This window comes from Sphingomonas sp. NIBR02145, from assembly GCF_027359115.1.
In the GTDB taxonomy this organism is placed as follows: Bacteria; Pseudomonadota; Alphaproteobacteria; order Sphingomonadales; family Sphingomonadaceae; genus Sphingomonas; species Sphingomonas kyeonggiensis_A.
Window position 1 is genome coordinate 4,749,464 of record NZ_CP114791.1, and the last position, 17,714, is coordinate 4,767,177.

The 17,714-nt window shown below is 65.4% G+C and carries 20 protein-coding genes; 19 read left to right on the forward strand and 1 reads right to left on the reverse strand.

What is annotated here, in order from left to right:
* The 6 genes from rpsH (at position 1) to O3305_RS21995 (ending at position 2,614) form a co-directional block, all read left to right on the forward strand.
* Positions 1 to 396, forward strand: a complete 396-nt coding sequence (rpsH, locus tag O3305_RS21970; protein WP_086128654.1) for a 30S ribosomal protein S8 — start codon at positions 1 to 3, stop codon at positions 394 to 396.
* Positions 396 to 929, forward strand: coding sequence for a 50S ribosomal protein L6 (gene rplF, locus O3305_RS21975; RefSeq protein ID WP_184169861.1), 534 nt, complete (start codon positions 396 to 398; stop codon positions 927 to 929). Before rpsH ends, rplF begins: the two co-directional genes overlap by 1 nt.
* Positions 929 to 1,288 carry a 50S ribosomal protein L18 gene (rplR, locus tag O3305_RS21980; RefSeq protein WP_184170695.1) on the forward strand — a complete coding sequence of 120 codons (360 nt, stop codon included), beginning with the start codon at positions 929 to 931 and terminating at the stop codon, positions 1,286 to 1,288. The genes rplF and rplR overlap by 1 nt, the downstream gene beginning before the upstream one ends.
* Before the next feature lie 2 nt (positions 1,289 to 1,290).
* A complete protein-coding gene (gene rpsE, locus O3305_RS21985; RefSeq protein ID WP_269574428.1) occupies positions 1,291 to 2,028 on the forward strand; it encodes a 30S ribosomal protein S5 in 738 nt (245 codons plus the stop codon).
* A gap of 6 nt (positions 2,029 to 2,034) precedes the next feature.
* Positions 2,035 to 2,214 (forward strand): 50S ribosomal protein L30, encoded by a 180-nt coding sequence (rpmD, locus tag O3305_RS21990; protein WP_044333362.1) that lies wholly within the window; start codon positions 2,035 to 2,037, stop codon positions 2,212 to 2,214.
* Positions 2,215 to 2,332: 118 nt separating this feature from the next.
* Positions 2,333 to 2,614, forward strand: a complete 282-nt coding sequence (locus tag O3305_RS21995; RefSeq protein WP_269574429.1) for a hypothetical protein — start codon at positions 2,333 to 2,335, stop codon at positions 2,612 to 2,614.
* A 7-nt stretch (positions 2,615 to 2,621) separates the two neighbouring features.
* Here the strand turns inward: O3305_RS21995 and O3305_RS22000 are convergent, their stop codons facing one another.
* The gene (locus tag O3305_RS22000) at positions 2,622 to 4,313 is read right to left on the reverse strand and encodes an ATP-binding protein (RefSeq protein WP_269574430.1); all 1,692 of its coding nucleotides are present in this window, start codon (positions 4,311 to 4,313) and stop codon (positions 2,622 to 2,624) included.
* A 166-nt stretch (positions 4,314 to 4,479) separates the two neighbouring features.
* Between O3305_RS22000 and rplO the strand changes: the two genes are divergently transcribed.
* The 13 genes from rplO (at position 4,480) to O3305_RS22065 (ending at position 17,671) form a co-directional block, all read left to right on the forward strand.
* A complete protein-coding gene (gene rplO, locus O3305_RS22005) occupies positions 4,480 to 5,031 on the forward strand; it encodes a 50S ribosomal protein L15 (protein WP_184169849.1) in 552 nt (183 codons plus the stop codon).
* 166 nt (positions 5,032 to 5,197) lie between these two features.
* The gene (gene secY, locus O3305_RS22010; protein WP_184169846.1) at positions 5,198 to 6,559 is read left to right on the forward strand and encodes a preprotein translocase subunit SecY; all 1,362 of its coding nucleotides are present in this window, start codon (positions 5,198 to 5,200) and stop codon (positions 6,557 to 6,559) included.
* Between the two features lie 39 nt (positions 6,560 to 6,598).
* A complete protein-coding gene (locus O3305_RS22015) occupies positions 6,599 to 7,252 on the forward strand; it encodes an adenylate kinase (protein ID WP_269574431.1) in 654 nt (217 codons plus the stop codon).
* Positions 7,253 to 7,541: 289 nt separating this feature from the next.
* On the forward strand, positions 7,542 to 8,558 hold the full coding sequence (locus O3305_RS22020; protein ID WP_269574432.1) for a polysaccharide deacetylase family protein: 1,017 nt from the start codon (positions 7,542 to 7,544) through the stop codon (positions 8,556 to 8,558).
* A gap of 28 nt (positions 8,559 to 8,586) precedes the next feature.
* A complete protein-coding gene (locus tag O3305_RS22025; RefSeq protein ID WP_269574433.1) occupies positions 8,587 to 9,102 on the forward strand; it encodes an SRPBCC family protein in 516 nt (171 codons plus the stop codon).
* A 396-nt stretch (positions 9,103 to 9,498) separates the two neighbouring features.
* Positions 9,499 to 10,185, forward strand: a complete 687-nt coding sequence (locus tag O3305_RS22030) for a response regulator transcription factor (protein ID WP_269574434.1) — start codon at positions 9,499 to 9,501, stop codon at positions 10,183 to 10,185.
* Between the two features lie 405 nt (positions 10,186 to 10,590).
* A complete protein-coding gene (gene rpsM / locus O3305_RS22035) occupies positions 10,591 to 10,959 on the forward strand; it encodes a 30S ribosomal protein S13 (protein WP_184169832.1) in 369 nt (122 codons plus the stop codon).
* Positions 10,960 to 10,974: 15 nt separating this feature from the next.
* Positions 10,975 to 11,364: a 30S ribosomal protein S11 gene (gene rpsK, locus O3305_RS22040; RefSeq protein WP_010545745.1), complete on the forward strand. Its 390-nt coding sequence runs from the start codon at positions 10,975 to 10,977 to the stop codon at positions 11,362 to 11,364.
* 101 nt (positions 11,365 to 11,465) lie between these two features.
* Positions 11,466 to 12,539: a DNA-directed RNA polymerase subunit alpha gene (locus O3305_RS22045; protein ID WP_184169829.1), complete on the forward strand. Its 1,074-nt coding sequence runs from the start codon at positions 11,466 to 11,468 to the stop codon at positions 12,537 to 12,539.
* A gap of 595 nt (positions 12,540 to 13,134) precedes the next feature.
* Positions 13,135 to 13,737, forward strand: coding sequence for a hypothetical protein (locus tag O3305_RS22050; protein ID WP_269574435.1), 603 nt, complete (start codon positions 13,135 to 13,137; stop codon positions 13,735 to 13,737).
* Between the two features lie 171 nt (positions 13,738 to 13,908).
* Positions 13,909 to 14,331, forward strand: coding sequence for a 50S ribosomal protein L17 (gene rplQ / locus O3305_RS22055; protein ID WP_184169824.1), 423 nt, complete (start codon positions 13,909 to 13,911; stop codon positions 14,329 to 14,331).
* A 297-nt stretch (positions 14,332 to 14,628) separates the two neighbouring features.
* Positions 14,629 to 16,767: a prolyl oligopeptidase family serine peptidase gene (locus tag O3305_RS22060; RefSeq protein ID WP_269574436.1), complete on the forward strand. Its 2,139-nt coding sequence runs from the start codon at positions 14,629 to 14,631 to the stop codon at positions 16,765 to 16,767.
* A 133-nt stretch (positions 16,768 to 16,900) separates the two neighbouring features.
* Positions 16,901 to 17,671: a hypothetical protein gene (locus O3305_RS22065; protein WP_269574437.1), complete on the forward strand. Its 771-nt coding sequence runs from the start codon at positions 16,901 to 16,903 to the stop codon at positions 17,669 to 17,671.
* The last annotated feature ends 43 nt before the right edge of the window (positions 17,672 to 17,714 follow it).

Sequence of the window (17,714 nt, forward strand, 5' to 3'; positions counted from 1 at the left end):
ATGGCAGTGACCGATCCCCTGGGTGATATGCTCACCCGCATCCGCAACGGCCAGCGCGCCCGCAAGGACTCTGTCCTTACGCCGGCGAGCAAGCTGCGTGCGCGCGTTCTCGATGTGCTCCAGCGCGAAGGCTACATCCGTGGCTACAGCGAAGAGCAGATGGGCCCCGCAGCGGGCATCCGCATCGAGCTGAAGTATTTCGAGGGCCAGCCGGCGATCAAGCACGTCGCGCGCATCTCGAAGCCGGGCCGCCGCGTCTACTCGGGCAGCCAGGAGCTTCCCCGCGTTCGCAACGGCCTGGGCATCACGATCGTCTCGACGCCTCGCGGCGTTCTCTCGGACGCGGAAGCGCGCGAGCAGAATGTCGGCGGCGAAGTGCTGGCGGAGGTGTTCTAATGAGCCGCATCGGTAAGAAGCCGGTCACCATCCCCGCTGGCGTCACCGCCACGCTGGACGGCGACCAGGTCTCGGTGAAGGGCCCCAAGGGCACTCTGTCGATCCCGAAGGCTGATCTGATCAGCTATGAGCTCGTCGAAGGCGGCATCTCGGTGCAGCCGGCGAACGACACCAAGCGCGCCCGTGCCTTCTGGGGCATGCAGCGTACCCTGGTGCAGAACCTCGTCACCGGCGTGACCACCGGCTTCTCGAAGAAGCTGCTGATCACCGGCGTCGGTTACCGTGCGGCTGCGCAGGGCAAGGTGCTCAAGCTCCAGCTCGGCTATTCGCACGACGTGAACATCGACGTGCCGGAAGGCATCGAGATCAAGACCCCGGACCAGACCACGGTCGAGATCTCGGGCATCGACAAGCAGAAGGTCGGCCAGATTGCGGCCGAGATTCGCCGCTGGCGGAAGCCTGAGCCGTACAAGGGCAAGGGCATCAAGTACGACGGCGAGTTCATCTTCCGTAAGGAAGGGAAGAAGAAGTGATCAGCACCAAGGGTCTCTCGCTTTTCGCGAAGCGTCGTCGCCGCAACCGTACTGCGCTTCGTGCGCGTGCCGGTGGTCGTCCGCGTCTTTCGATCCATCGCTCGGGCAAGCATATCTATGCCCAGGTGATCGACGATGCCGCCGGCAAGACCGTCGCGGCTGCCTCCACCCTCGACAAGGACGTGCGCGGCAAGACCGGCGCGACCATCGAGGCCGCGCAGGACGTCGGCAAGCGTGTTGCCGAGGCTGCCAAGGCAGCCGGCATCACCCAGGTCGTGTTCGACCGTGGTGGCTTCCTCTATCATGGCCGCGTCAAGGCGCTGGCCGATGCCGCTCGTGAGAGCGGGCTGGAGTTCTGAGAATGGCTGACGAAAACAACCAGGCGCCCGCAGAGGGCGCGGGCTTCGAAGCCCAGGACGCCGGTGCCGGTGCTCCCCAGGAGCAGCAGGGCCGTGGCCGCGGCCGTGGCCGTGGCGGCCCCGGTGGCGGTGGTGATCGTGGCCGTGGCGGCCGTGACGGCAACCGCGGTCGTCGCGACGACCGTCGTGGCCAGAACGCCGAGGACGGTGGCGAGGAGCTGATCGAGAAGCTGGTTCACATCAACCGCGTCTCGAAGACCGTCAAGGGCGGCAAGCGCTTCGGCTTCGCGGCGCTGGTCGTCGTGGGCGACGGCAAGGGCCGTGTCGGCTTCGGTCATGGCAAGGCGCGCGAAGTGCCGGAAGCCATCTCGAAGGCGACCGCTTCGGCGAAGAAGAAGATGCTGCGCGTTCCGCTCAAGGAAGGCCGCACGCTGCACCATGACGGTGCTGGCCACTTCGGTGCCGGCCGCGTCTATGTGCGCTCGGCGCCGCAGGGTACCGGCATCATCGCCGGCGGTCCGATGCGCGCCGTGTTCGAATCGCTGGGTGTTGCCGATGTGGTGACCAAGTCGGTCGGCACTTCGAATCCCTACAACATGATCCGCGCCACCTTCGAAGCGCTCGGCGAGCAGACCTCGCCGAAGAGCGTTGCGCAGCGCCGCGGCAAGAAGATCGCCGACCTGCTCGGCCGCGGCGGTTCGCAGACCGCCGAGGCGGACGCTGCGGCTATCGCGGAGTAATCGATCATGGCGAAGATCAAGATCCAGCAGATCGGTTCGCCGATCCGCCGCACCAAGGATCAGCGCGCGACGCTGATCGGCCTGGGCCTCAACAAGATGCACAAGGTCAGCGAGCTCGAGGACAGCCCGGAAGTCCGTGGCATGATCCGCAAGCTGCCGCACATGGTGAAGGTGCTCGAGGGCTAAGCCCTTCGCGCATCTCGCAGCAAAATCGGGAAGGGGCGGTAGGCAACTACCGCCCCTTTTCCTTTGTGTGCCCAAGGGCACGGCTTGCCGCCTCGGAGGGGCGGGTTAGGGTTGTCGGATGAAGCCCTTTCTGCTGGCGGCTCTGGGAAGCCTGTTGTGGCTGATCTTCCTCGCAGCGGGGCTGCGCGAGTTGTTCAGCTACGGCCTCTACGTCCGTGCGGTATTGGACCAGGGCGTGGTCGCGCTGCTGGTTGTTCCCCTGTTACTGATCGCGGGCACCGTTGCCCTCGGGCATCGTGCGATCAGGGGCAATGTTCCGGCGCGCGTGATCTTGGCCTCGACCCTGGTCGCTGCCTTTGGGTTCATGCTTTGCCTGAGTGCCCTCTTACGCGGGGCATGATTAGGCCTCAGGCAACCGCCATCAGCGTCGGGTCCCTCGGTACCGTGAAGCAGATCATCGCGCCGCGTGTCAGGTTCTCCGCCTTGAACTCGCCGCCATGCACTTCGATGATGCTGCGGCAGATCGACAGGCCGATGCCCAGGCCCTTGTCGGCCTTGGTCGAGATGAAGGGCATGTTGAACTTGCCGAACACCGCGTCGGGGATGCCGGGGCCGGTATCCTCCACGCAGATGCGCAGGAATTCGTCCGAGGCGACCGCGCAGCTGATCCGGATCGCGCGCTGCTCGGGCGGAAGCGAGGCCATGGCTTCCTCGGCATTGCGGATCAGGTTGACCAGGACCTGCTGGATCTGGACCCGGTCGATCAGCGCCCGCGCGGCGGGCTGGGCGCTGGAATAGGTGATCCGCGCCGAAGGGGCGACCTTGGCCCCGCGTGCCAGCTCGATGGCATCGTTGATCACATCGTCGATCGCTTCGATGCGCAGGTCGGCGCTGCCCTTGGCCAGATAGTCGCGGATGCGGCGGATGATGTCCCCGGCGCGGGTGATCTGGCTGCGCGCCTGGCGGACCTGGAGCAGCGCCGCCTCGCGGCTGCCGTCGCCCTTCAGCATCAGCTCGCCGACCGAGAGGAAGTTCGATGCGGCGGCCAGGGGCTGGTTGAGCTCATGCGCCAGCCCGCCGGCCATCTCGCTCAGCGACGAGACCCGCGCGCTGTGGGCGAACTCGTCGCGGATCACGTCGAAACGGCGTCGCGCCTGCTGCTGCTTGAGGACGTGGCGGAAATAGAGCGCGAGCAGCGCCCCGACGACCAGGGTCAGCGCGCTGACCAGCACCAGGAACCAGCGGGCGCGCTGCTGTGCCGGGCCGAGGATATCATGCTCGCCAATGCCCGAGGTGACGAAGATCGGGTAGCTGGCCAGCCGCTGGTGGCTGAACAGCCGGCGCTTGCCGTCGATCGCGCTTGGCCCCCAATATTCGCCATCGGGATGGGCCATCTGCTGCCGCATCACCTCCTTGCCCTTGAGGTCCTGGCCCCAGCTGACGGTTTCGCCCTCACGGCGTGCCAGCGTCATGCCGCGCAGCGAGATGATCGAGATCAGGTCGTCGGGCCGGTAGCGCAGGCCGGCGTTGAAATCGACGAACCGGTCCGTCGGGATATCGACCGCCACGGCGCCGGCGAACGCCCCCTTCGCATCGCGCCACGAACGGGCGATCAGCAGCACGGCCCCCTTGGAATTGAGCGCTTCGCTGGGATTGGAGATCGCGCGGGCGATGCCTGGGGCCGCGAGCAACTCGCGAAACACCCGCTTGTCCTTCACGTTGATCGGGCCGGTAGGCTTGGTGGTGAAGCGGATATTGCCGTCGCGATCGGCGATCTCCGCGCCGGTGATCATCGGGCGGAAATAGCTGGGCAGGGTGATCAGGTTGGGCCGGGTGCTGTCGCCCTGGTCGATCCGGCCGCCATAGCGCTCGCCGAGATACTCGGTGGCCAGGTCCGCCAGTTCGAGCGTGCGCCGAACATATTGCTCGAACGCGACGACGCGGCTGCGATTCTCCCGGGAGGCGGACTGGATGGCGGTGGCCGCGTCCTCGCGAATCTGCCAGATGACCGCGATCCACGAGATGATGACGAAGGACAGGGCGGCCGCCACCACGATCCGTGCGGCGGGCTGACGCAAAATGGCCCAGAAACTCTTCATCGCCTGCACCGTGATCTGCCGGCCGGATGGGCGGCAAGCCCGATTTCCTACGGCCCGGCCCCGATGCTGGCTAGTCCGGTGAAAACAGGGGTGACAAGTCCGGCCTGCGCCGCTATGGGCCCCGCTTCCTTTCAACGCGCGACAAAAGCGAAAGCGAGTGCATATCATGAAGCTTAACGAACTCACCGACAACCAGGGCGCCCGCCACCGCAAGATCCGCGTCGGCCGCGGCATCGGCTCGGGCAAGGGCAAGACCGGCGGCCGCGGCGTCAAGGGTCAGAAGAGCCGTGAGGGTGTCTCGATCAACGGGTTCGAGGGCGGTCAGATGCCGCTCCACATGCGCATCCCGAAGCGCGGCTTCAACAACATCTTCGCCAAGGACTATGCCGAGGTGAACCTGGGCGCGATCCAGAAGGCGATCGACTCGGGCAAGCTGACCGCGACCGACCTGACCCAGGCCGAGCTGAACGCGGCGGGCCTGACCCGTGGCGGCAAGGACGGCGTGCGCCTGCTCGGCAAGGGCGAGCTCAAGGCCAAGCTGAACTTCACCGTTGCCGGCGCGTCGAAGGGCGCGATCGAGGCGGTCCAGAAGGCCGGTGGCACCGTGACGATCCCCGAGATCGTGCCGGCCGCCGAGAAGGCCAAGGCCAAGTATCGCGTCGTGCAGAAGACGCGCGCCGCGGACAAGGAAGCCAAGAAGGCTGCCGCCAAGGCGTAAAACTGCTGCTCCCCGGCCGTCGCGCCGGGGCCCAGCATACGCCGTTCCGCAACTTGTCCCCAGCCTGTGGGCAGGGACAGATTGCCCAAAGGGTTGGACACCCTATATGAGCGGCGGAGGGCGGAAACGCTCATCCGCCGTTTCTGTTTCCGGGACCTAATACATTATGGCCTCCGCCTCCGATCAACTTGCTTCCAGCATCAACCTGGCGAAGTTCGCCAAGGCGACCGATCTCAAGAAGCGTCTGTGGTTCACCCTCGGCGCGCTGATCGTCTTCCGCATGCTGAGCTACGTGCCCCTGCCGGGCGTCGACCCCACCCAGCTCAACCTGCTCGCGCAGCAGACCCAGGGCGGCGTGCTCGACTTCTTCAACAACTTCACCGGCGGCGCGCTCAACCGCATGTCGATCGTCGCGCTCGGCGTGATGCCCTACATCACCGCCTCGATCGTGGTGCAGCTGGCGACGTCGCTGTCGCCGCAGCTCAACGCGATCAAGAAGGAAGGCGAGAGCGGCCGCAAGCGCCTCAACCAGTACACCCGCTACGGCACGGTGGCGCTGACCGCGGTGCAGGGCTATTTCATCGCCGTCGGCCTCGAGACCTTTGGTGCAAGCCAGGGGCTGCAGCCGGTCGTCGAACCGGGCTTCATCTTCCGCATCGGCGCGGTGGTCTCGCTGATCGGCGGCACCATGTTCCTGATGTGGATCGGTGAGCAGATCACCAATCGTGGCATCGGCAACGGCATCTCGCTGATCATCATGGCCGGCATCGTTGCCCGCCTGCCCACCACGCTTGTCCAGCTGTTCGAGAGCGGCCGCACCGGCTCGATCGATCCGCTGCGCCTGATCTTCATCATCGTCGGCGTTGCCGCGCTGGTGCTGTTCATCTGCTTCATGGAGCGTGCCCAGCGCCGCATCCTGATCCAGTATCCGAAGCGCCAGACCGCGCGCGGCGTCCAGGCCGAGCGCAGCCACCTGCCGCTCAAGCTGAACACCGCCGGCGTGATCCCGCCGATCTTCGCCTCGTCGCTGCTGCTGCTGCCGCTGACCGTCACCCAGTTTGCCGGCAACATGACCGCGGGCGAGAACTGGTGGAGCGACCTGATCATCAACCTGAACACCTGGCTGCGCCACGGCTCGCCGGTGTACATGACGCTCTACGGCCTCGGCATCGTCTTCTTCTCCTTCTTCTACACCGCCGTGGTGTTCAATCCGGAGGAGACCGCCGAGAACCTGAAGCGCTATGGCGGGTTCATCCCGGGCATCCGCCCCGGCAAGAACACCGAGCTGTACTTCGATTACGTGCTCACCCGCATCACCGTGATCGGCGCTGCCTATCTGACGATCATCTGCCTCGTTCCCGAAGCGGTGTTCTCGTCGATGAGCATTCCGTTCCTGATGGGCGGCACCAGCCTGCTCATCGTCGTCAACGTGACGATGGACACAGTGACGCAGATCCAGTCGCACCTGCTGGCGCACCAGTATGGCGATCTGATCAAGAAGGCGAAGCTCAAGGGTCGCGCGCGTTAAGCGCGACCCATACTGGCCGATACTGAGGGGATAGGCTTAGTGAATATCATCCTGTTGGGCCCGCCGGGAGCCGGCAAGGGCACCCAGGCGAAGCGGCTCGAGCAAGAGCGCGGCATGGTGCAGCTTTCCACTGGGGACATGCTGCGCGCCGCGGTCAAGGCGGGTTCGCCCGTCGGGCTCCAGGCCAAGGCCGTGATGGATGCCGGCGAACTGGTGTCGGACGCGATCGTCTCGGGGATCATCGGCGAGCGCCTCGATATGGAAGACACGCTGAACGGCGCGATCTTCGATGGCTATCCGCGCACCGCCGCCCAGGCGGAATCGCTCGACGCGCTGCTTTCGGAGCGTGGCCGCAAGCTCGATTTCGTGATCGAGCTCGAAGTGAACGAGGATGCGCTGGTCGAGCGTGTCGAGGGGCGCTTCACCTGCGCGAACTGCGGTGAGGGCTATCACGACAAGTTCAAGCTGCCCAAGGTCGAGGGCACTTGCGACGTGTGCGGTCATCACGAGTTCAAGCGCCGTCCGGACGACAATGCCGAGACCGTGCGCACCCGCATGGCCGAGTATCGCGCCAAGACCGCGCCGATCCTGCCCTTCTACGAGGCCAAGGGCCTGGTGCGGAAGGTCGACGGCATGGCCGACATCGCCGAGGTCGGCGCGCAGATCGACGCGATCCTCGACGCCAAGGCCTGAGTACCCCTCCGTGTGAGGGGCCGGGAATTGGAAAAGGCCGGGTGTGATGCCCGGCCTTTTTCCGTTTCGGCCTAACTACTGGCAGTTCCCCGGCGAAGGCCGGGGCCCAGTCTCGGCGCAGTTGGTTAGGGCGGTCGGAGCTCTCGGCCGACATTGCAACTGGGCCCCGGCCTTCGCCGGGGAACTGAAGTCCAACCCATTGTAATATATTGTTGCCCTAACCCCTGCTTAAACCTGCAGTGACACGCTTCCCCTGCTCCGGCGGCCCGCCGGGTGGGGGATCGTAATCATGCCCAAGCGCGCCGCATTGAAGCTCGCCGGCCTTGCCGGACTGTCCGCGCTCGCCCGCCGCGCCACCGCGTCGCAGCTGCGCATCCTCTGCTATCACGGCCTGTGGCTGGCTCCCGGCGCCCCGCATGGCAATTGCCTGTTCATGACGCCCGCGCTGTTCGCCGATCGCATGGCCCGGCTCGCCCGCTCGGGGCGCCCGGTGCTGCCGCTCGGCGAAGCGGTCGAGCGGCTTGCCGCCGATCGCTTGCCCGCCGGCGCGGTGGTCCTCACGATCGACGATGGCTGGGCCTCCACCCACAGCCACATGCTGCCGGTGCTCGAGGCGCACCGCCTGCCGGCAACGCTCTACGCCACTACCTGGTATGCCGAGCGCGACCTGCCGGTGGTGAATGTCGCGGTCGACTATCTGGTCGCCGCCTCGGGCCGGACGGACCAGAACTGCACCGCGACGATCCGCCGGATCGAGGCGCTGCCCGAGGCCGATCGGCTCGATGCGCTGCGTGCCTTTGGCCGGGCGCTGGGGGTAGGGGAGGCTTGGCTCGCCTGCCGCCAGTTCCACCTGATGGGACCGGACGCGCTGGCCGACGCGCATGCCCGCGGGCTCGACATCCAGCTCCACACCCACCGCCATATCGATGTCGCCGGGCGCATCGGGCAGCTGGTACCCGAGATCGAGGCGAACCGCGCCGCGTTGCGCGCCGCCACCGGCGGGGCGGCCGCCGAGCATTTCTGCTATCCCAGCGGCACTTTCCACCCTTCGGCGCCCGCCCTGCTCGCGGCCAGCGGGGTCCGGTCGGCCACGCTGGTTTCCGAAGGGCTCAACGCGCCGGGGGCGAACCCCTATGCGCTGCGCCGGTTCGTCGATGCGCAGCATGTGCCGATGGCCAGCTTCCAGGCGTATCTGGACGGCACGCTGCATTATCTCTCGCTGGCGCGAACGCTTGCGGACCGGGTCGAAACCGGGATTCCGCGCCGTGTCGCCGCAGCTTCTGGAATGCTGCTCTGCGCGCTATGATCGCCCCGCCACATCGTGGGAGGGGAACATGAAGGCTCATTCGCTCGTCGCCCTGGCATTCGTTGCTGCGTCGCCCGCTGCCGCCGAAGTCACGGCGTCCACCGAAACCAGCTTCACCGTCACCGAGAAGGTCACGGTCGCCGCGCCCGCCGCCAAGGTCTGGGCGACGCTGGTCGCGCCGTCGCTGTGGTGGAACAAGGATCATACCTGGTCGGGCAGTGCCGCGAACTTGTCGCTCGATCCGCGCCCCGGCGGCTGCTGGTGCGAGAAGCTGCCCAAGGGCGGTGGGGTCGAGCATATGCGGGTCGTCTATGCGGCGCCCGGCGAGATGCTGCGTCTGACCGGCGGTCTCGGTCCGCTCCAGGCAATGCCGGCCAGCGCGGTGATGACGGTGACGCTGACGCCCGGGGCGGACGGCAAGTCGACGGCGGTTGTCTTCACCTACGCCGTGGCCGGCGCGCCCGGGCTTGGCCGGATCGCCGCGCCGGTCGATGGCGTCCTCGCCGCGCAAGTCGCCGGGCTCAAGGCCGCAGCGGAGCGCTGACCCTTCAATTCCTCCCCCAGCAAGCTCGGGGAGGATTTGATCGACCACCCAACATTACGGTTTTGTCATGCCCCGGTCACCGCCGGAGGCGGGGTCGGCGGCTATCAGGAGCCCATGGCCGGCAGCCCCCGCCGACCACGCATCAGAGGTAACCGCACACGGTTTCCCCGGTTGCTCTTCCCGGCCCGGCGGATCCGTCCCGTGATCTTCGCCGCGGCTCCGCTCCGGCGATTGCCCCTGTCGGACCAGGGCCTGCCGGGAAGAGCTTTCGGAAATCGTGCTGCGTATTGAAGTCGCCGATGCTGCCCTGGCATCGACGTCTCGGCCGGCGGACACCCCCTTGTTCGCCGGCCACCCTCTTGCCGGCAGCCCTTTGCGGGGGTGCGGAGGATGGAAGTGACCCACCAGATCCTGATCGTCGAGGATGATGCGGCCGCTGCCGAGCTGATTGCCAAGGGCCTCGGCGAGGCTGGTTTCGAAATCGAAATCTGCGCCGATGGCCATGCCGGCCTTGCCCGCGCCGGGCAGGGGCGTTTCGATCTCTGGATCTTCGATCGCATGCTTCCCGGCATCGACGGGCTGGCAATGCTCGATGCGCTGCGCCGCCAGGGCCTGCGCACTCCGGCAATCATGCTCTCCGCGCTCGGCACTGTCGACGACAAGGTCGGCGGCCTGGCCGCCGGCGCCGACGATTATCTGGCCAAGCCCTTTTCCTTTGCCGAGCTGCGCGCGCGCATCGCCGCGCTGCTGCGCCGTGCCGATCGTGCCGAATCGGATGCCAAGGCGACGCGGATCATCGTCGGCGATCTCGATATCGATCTGCTCAGTCGTACCGTGGTCCGCGCCGGTCGCCCGGTGCCGCTGGTCGCGCGCGAATTCCACCTGCTCGAATATCTCGCCCGCCACGCCGGCGAGGTCGTCACCCGCACGATGATGCTCGAGCATGTGTGGAACTGCCGCTTCGATCCGGGCTCGAACGTTGTCGACGTCCATATCGGCCGCCTGCGCCGCAAGCTCGAGGAGAGCGAGCCGCCGATCCTCCACACGGTGCGCGGGGCGGGATATCGGCTCGCCGCGGTGTGAGTCCTGATCCCCTCCCTGGAAGGGAGGGGAGGATTCTTCGCCTTGCAAAATAGGATTTCGCCTGCTCTCTGGAAGGAGAGGGGCGGCGCTTTGCGCGTATGCGTGGAGTATCAAGAGATTCAATGAATCGTTCAACCGCCCGGTTGAATATACCGGCCCGGAGGGGATCGAGTGGACTGCTTGGCGAGGGGGGCGGGATGGTGTATGAACCGCGTTCCGGCGAAAGCCTTTCCCGCAGCGCTTGACTCAGCGTGGGCGGACGCATATGTCGCGCATCTTCCGAAAGATCGGTATCACGGCGGCGCCTAGGCGTGTTCGTCGTGCCACTGCATTTCGGGAGTAAACGCTACGAGATGGGGTGTGAGCTGCCATGCGGCACCCCGTGGAGCTGGGAGAACAAATTCCATGGCACGTATTGCGGGTGTAAACATCCCGACCAACAAGCGCGTCGTTATCGCGCTGCAGTATATCCACGGCATTGGCGCGGCCAAGGCCAAGGAGATCACCGCCAAGCTGAACATCGCCGCCGAGCGCCGCGTCCAGGACCTTTCGGACCAGGAAGTGCTGCAGATCCGCGAAGCGATCGACGCCGGCTACACCGTGGAAGGTGACCTGCGTCGCCAGACCGCGATGAACATCAAGCGTCTGATGGACCTGGCCTGCTATCGCGGCCTCCGTCATCGTAAGGGCCTCCCGGTCCGTGGCCAGCGCACGCACACCAATGCGCGCACCCGCAAGGGCAAGGCCAAGCCGATCGCCGGCAAGAAGAAGTAAGGGAGGGCTCTAACAATGGCACGTGAACCGCAGCGCATTCGCCGTCGCGAACGCAAGAACATCACCGCCGGCGTCGCCCATGTGAACGCCAGCTTCAACAACACCATGATCACCATCACGGATGCTCAGGGCAACGCCATCTCGTGGTCGTCGGCCGGCATGATGGGCTTCAAGGGCTCGCGCAAGTCGACCCCGTACGCTGCCCAGGTCGCCGCCGAGGACGCAGGCCGCAAGGCTGCCGAGCACGGCGTGCGCACCCTCGAGGTGGAAGTGAAGGGTCCGGGTTCGGGCCGTGAGTCGGCGCTTCGTGCGCTGCAGGCGGTCGGCTTCCAGATCACGTCGATCCGTGACGTGACGCCGATCCCGCACAACGGCGTTCGTCCGTCGAAGCGTCGTCGCGTCTAAGCGGCAACCCTGCGTTCGCCGTGGGCCCAGGGGTGGGCCCGCGGCCTTTGCAGTATATTTCTGGCAGGCACACCCCAGCCTGCCCAACATGAGGAAAGCCCGTGTCGGTCAACGCTAAGAACTGGCAGGAACTCAAGAAGCCCAACGGCCTCGAGAAGAAGCCCGGTGGCGATCCCAAGCGCAAGTCGACCTTCGTAGCGGAGCCGCTGGAGCGTGGTTTCGGCCTGACGCTCGGCAACGCGCTGCGCCGCGTGCTGCTCTCTTCGCTGCAGGGTGCCGCGGTCACCTCGATCAAGATCGAGAACGTCCTCCACGAGTTCAGCTCGCTGGCAGGCGTGCGCGAGGACGTGACGGACATCGTCCTCAACGTGAAGCAGATCGCGCTCAAGATGCAGGGCGAAGGCCCGAAGCGCCTCCAGCTTTCGGCCACCGGCCCGGCTGAGGTGAAGGCCGGCGACATCGCCGTCTCGGGCGACATCGAGGTGATGAACCCCGATCTCGTCATCTGCCACCTCGACGACGGCGCGACGCTCAACATGGAGCTGACCGCCGACACCGGTAAGGGCTATGTCCCCGCCGCGTCGAACCGTCCGGCGGATGCTCCGATCGGCCTGATCCCGATCGACGCGCTGTACAGCCCGGTTCGCCAGGTTTCGTACAAGGTCGAGAACACCCGCGTCGGCCAGGAGCTCGACTACGACAAGCTCACGCTGTCGATCGAGACCGATGGCACGATCACCCCGGAAGACGCCGTGGCCTATGCCGCGCGCATCCTCCAGGACCAGCTGGCGCTGTTCGTCCACTTCGACGATTCGGCGATCACCCGCTCGGCTCCGATCGGCATGGCCGCTCCGGCTGCCGGCGGCGCTGCGGACACCGGTTCGGGCGACGCGTCGCAGATCAACCGTTACCTGCTGAAGAAGGTCGACGAGCTGGAGCTTTCGGTCCGCTCGGCCAACTGCCTCAAGAACGACAACATCATCTATATCGGCGATCTGGTCCAGAAGACCGAAGCCGAGATGCTGCGCACGCCGAACTTCGGCCGCAAGTCGCTCAACGAGATCAAGGAAGTCCTGTCGTCGATGGGTCTCCGTCTCGGCATGGAAATCCCGGGCTGGCCGCCTGAGAACATCGAAGAGATGGCCAAGAAGCTCGAGCAGGAAATCATGGGCTAAGGCCCGTTACTTCCTGAATAGACATCGGAAAGGGTCGCCCTTGTGGCGGCCCTTTTTGCTATTTGCTTCATTATCGTTGGATCTCCGCCCCGGCGCTGTTCCGGGCGCATGGCTTCTGATAGAAATGCGTGCCTGAATATGGGGGAGGGCTTAGCCGTGTTCGGTCAGGGCATTCGCCTGATTGCAGCAATCACCTTGCTGGCGTCCAGTGGTGCCGCGGCTGCGCAGGTGCGGGGCGAGACGGGGCGGGCTCTTCCCGGTGATCTTGTACGGGGTCTGCGGAATCTGCCCAATTGCGTGGGCTGCAACGCCAGCACCATCGGCGGTGGGACCCAGGGCTCTGCGCCGCTGCCGGCGTTGCCGCGGCCGACATTGTCCGCAGCCGGCCTTTGTGCGGCGCAGGGCCGTGAATGGGATCCCGTCACCGCTACGTGCAAGGTCCGGCGCTACTCCCTGACGCTCCGCAGAAAGTGATGCGCCGAACGCTCATCCCGTTTCTGCTGGCATGTTGCGGCTGCACGCAGGTCGGGCAGGGAACCCAGGCCGATCTGCGCAATTCGAGCACGCCTGGCGCTTGTGCTGCAAGGGGAGGGGAATGGCTACCGGATCGACAAGTCTGCAGGCCAAGGCGGCCTTGACGGGAGTGAAGTGGCTCGGGCCTGCGCTGGCGTTGGCGATATCGTGTACCGCCACGATGCCGGTGCGTGCGCAAGAGGGCGAACCGCCGCCAGTGGTATCGAAGGAGGATGCAGAGCGCGCTCGCATCACGACAGCGCTCTATGCGGAGGATTTGCGGTATCGCCGGGCGCAGATCGACCAGGCGGTCAAGGAAGACCAGCACCGCATGTTTTCGTTCTACAAGCAGAGCGTGACCGATATCGTCATCGGCATCTTCGTGATGCTGACCGTCCTGAGCGGTATCTATATGAGTTATCTGCAATTCCGAAAGAGTGGGCCGACTGGAACCGGCAATGATGGGGGAGGTGCCTCCGAAGCTGGCGGAGTTTCCGGGGAGAATCCCGTCGCCCCGGCTGGAATGAGCAGGCTGAAATTCGGCTTCGACGGGGTCGAGATCAGCTCGTCGATCATTGGGCTGTTCGTTCTCGTCGCCTCTATGTTCTTCTTCTATCTCTACATTGACCGGGTATATGAGATTAAGGTGCTGGCACCGGTCGGAGCGGCGAAGTCGACGAGCTAGCGACGGCCTTTTGCGGGCGGAGTTTCGTCCCCGCCCTTGACTCTCGGCCCCGAATCCGCTTTGGGCGCCCCTTCGCGAAATTCGCACACGGGTTTTGGGCGGTGGCCCGATTAGCACCGCCTGGCTTGGGGTACCTGAAACGGCCCCCAGACGAACTGAAGGAAGAAGACAATGCGTCATCGCGTTGGCGGCCGTAAGCTGCAGCGTACCTCGGCCCATCGTGCGGCCCTGTTCCGCAACCAGAGCGCCGCTCTGATCAAGCACGAGCAGATCACCACCACCCTCGCCAAGGCGAAGGAACTGCGTCCCTACGTCGAGAAGCTGATCACCCTCGCCAAGAAGGGTGGCCTGTCGAACCGTCGTCTGGCGCATGCCCGCCTGCTCGACGATGCGCAGCTGGTGAAGCTGTTCGACGTCCTGGCGTCGCGCTATGCCGACCGCAACGGCGGCTACACCCGCATCATCAAGACCGGCCCGCGCGCTTCGGACGCGTCGCCGATGGCGATCATCGAGTTCGTCGATCGCGACGTCTCGGCCAAGGGCCAGGACTCGGGTCCGGTCCTCGTCGACGACGATTTCGACGCCGTCGCCTGATCGGCCTCGATATCGAGATAGGGAAGGGCGGTCGCACCAAGTGCGGCCGCCCTTTTCGTTTCAGCCCCACAAGTTTTCCTGCACTCCTTCCGCAGGCGTTCCGATCCCCATATCCGGGGAATGAACAGGAACCATTCCCAATCCAACATGAGCGCCTGGCTTTCGGCCGGCATGGCGCTCGCGCCGGTGCTGGGCGCGCTGATCTGGGCCGTTTCGGAGACGTCGGTGGTCGGTTTCGCTTGAGCGATCGCGGCGGGGCGTTAGCCTAGGACGCATTCCCCCCAATCGGAGGTTCCCTTGCGCCGCGCTCTCATCCTGCCGTTGCTCCTTGCCACCCCCGCATTCGCCCAGACCCAGCCGGAGACCAAAGTGACCAAGCTTGCCTATCCCGAAACCCGCCGCGTCGATGTGGTGGAGGAACAGTTCGGGGTGAAGGTCGCCGATCCGTATCGCTGGCTCGAGAATGACGTGCGCAACGACAAGGAAGTCGCCGCATGGGTCGATGCCGAGAACAAGGTGACGGGTGCCTATCTCGCCACGCTGCCCGGGCGCGACTGGTTCAAGGCGCGGATCAAGCAGCTGTTCGACTATGAGCGGTTCGGCGCGCCGCAGAAGAAGGGCGGCCGCTATTTCTACATGCACAATAGCGGCCTGCAGAACCAGGCGGTGCTGTTCGTGCGCGATACGCTGGATGGCCAGGGCCGCGTGCTGATCGATCCCAATGGCTGGTCGAAGGATGGCGCCACGGCACTTTCCGAATGGGCGCCTTCGGACGATGGCAAGTATCTGCTCTACGCCGTGCAGGACGGCGGCACCGACTGGCGCTTCGCCAAGGTGCTCGATGTCGCCACCGGCAAGGAACTGCCCGACACCGTCCATGGCATGAAGTTCACGCTGAGCGCCTCCTGGGCGAAGGACGGCAGCGGCTTCTATTATTCGCGCTATCCGGATGTGGCCGCCGATGCCAAGTTCCAGGCGCTGAACGAGAACCACAAGGTCTATTTCCACAAGCTCGGCACGGCCGAGAGCGAGGACAGGCTGGTCTACGAGACGCCGGACCATCCCAAGTGGAGCCACTATGCCCAGGTAACCGATGACGGCCGCTGGATGGTGGTCACCACCAGCGAGGGCACCGATGATCGGTACCGGATCTCGCTGATCGACCTGAAGGATCCGGCGATGAAGCCGCGGGTGCTGATCCCCGCGCTGGAGAACAGCTGGGGTCTGGCCGGCAATATCGGCAGCAAGTTCTACTGGGTTACCAACAAGGGCGCTCCGAAGCACAAGATCGTGACGATGGACGTGGCTTCCGCCGACCTCGCCACCACCGATCTGGTCCCCGAGGACAAGGCGACGCTGGAAGGCGCCGCGATCGTCGGTGGCAAGCTGGTCACCAGCTATCTGGTCGACGCCAAGACCGAAGTGCGCCGTTTCACCCTGGACGGCAAGGCGCTGGGCGCGGTCAAGCTGCCGGGCGTCGGCACCGCATCGGGCTTTGGCGGCGAGCCGGACGATCCCGAGACTTTCTACGCCTTCACGAGCTTCAACGAGCCGACCACTATTTACCGCTACGACATGGCGACCGGCGCCAGCACGCCCTGGGCCCAGCCCAAGCTGCTGTTCAAGCCGGAGGACTATAAGGTAGAGCAGCGCTTCTTCGCGTCGAAGGACGGCACCAAGGTGCCGATGTTCATCGTCCGCAAGAAGACCACCACCGGCCCGGCGCCTACCCTGCTCTGGGGTTATGGCGGCTTCAACGTCTCGTACACGCCCAGCTTCTCCGCCTCGCGGATCGCCTGGATGGAGCAGGGCGGCGTGTTCGTCCTCGCCAACATCCGTGGCGGCGGCGAGTATGGCAAGGCGTGGCATGACGGCGGGCGCCTGGCGAACAAGCAGAACGTGTTCGACGATTTCATCGGCGCGGGCGAGTATCTCATCAAGGAAGGCATCACCGGCAAGAACCAGCTGGCGATCCAGGGCGGCTCGAACGGTGGGCTTCTGGTGGGCGCGGTGGTCAACCAGCGCCCCGACCTGTTCGCCGCGGCACTGCCGGCGGTGGGCGTGATGGACATGCTGCGCTTCGACCGGTTCACGGCCGGGCGCTACTGGGTCGATGATTATGGCTATCCGTCGAAGGAAGCCGATTTCAAGACGCTCTATGCCTATTCGCCGTACCACAATGTTAAGTCGGGTGTAGCCTATCCGGCGATCCTGGCGACCACGGCGGATACCGACGACCGCGTCGTGCCGGGGCACACGTTCAAGTACACGGCCGCGATCCAGCATGCGGATATCGGTGACAAGCCGCATCTCGTGCGCATCGAGACGCGCGCCGGCCACGGCGCCGGCAAGCCGACCGACAAGATCATCGAGGAAGCTTCCGACCTCTATGCCTTCACGGCCAAGTGGACCGGGCTGGAGATCAAGAGCAAGTAACCGGCACGCGGCGCCATCCTGACTTTGGGATGGCGCCGCGTTCGCATCCAATTCGGCGCGAATGCCGAACATTCGATATCGCCCGATGGGCACGGCTCCTATGTCTGGGCAGAGCCGGTGTTCGGGAGGGGTGATGCGTATTCGGGCCTATGCGATGTTGATGCTGGCAGCGCTGATGTTGCCGGTGCCGGCAAGTGCCCAGCAGACTATCTCCAAGGCAAAAGTCCGGCAGCAGGATCCCTCGATCACCGACGCGCAGTTGCGGGACCAGCTATGGGGCCTCTTCCGCAAGGCCGATCGCCGCAGCCCGACGCAGCCAACCCAGCCGCTCACGGGCGAGCGCCTCGTCACCACACCCTATCCCGCCGGTGCGTTCGGCACTTCCGGCCTCTGTCGTATGGATGTGGTGGTGATGAAGCTGGCGCCGACGCAGGGCCTGCTGCGCGATGCCGACGCGGTCACGCCAATGCGTGCCTATGGCCTGGAGAGCAGCAAGCGGTTCCTGGTGCTCTCCTTGCTGCCGGAAGAGCGGGGGGACGTGTTCGACGACAAATGGAACGGCCCCTGCGCGAGGCTTGGGCAGGACGATCCGCGCTTCTTCCGCGCGGTGAGCGAGGAGGCGGCACGCGAAGGCCATGCCCTGCTCCGGCGTGCGGCAGCCGAAGCGCAGGCCGGGAAGCTCCCCCGCTGCGATACTGCCACCGGCTCCTGCGTCGAAGCATTGTCGGCATTCGTCGCGCGCCCGCTCGAAAGCATGTGGAATTGCGCGACGGAGGAAGGGGCGACCTGCTACAGGTTCGTCGGCAAGGACGATGTCGAAGCCAGGATCTGGCAAGTCTCGGGTGGCTCGCTGCATGTTGAAATCACCAGGTTGGTCGTGTTGCGCCACCCGCGTCCTGATTGATGTCATTCAGCCACCTGACAGATTGATGGATTTAGATTTCGTT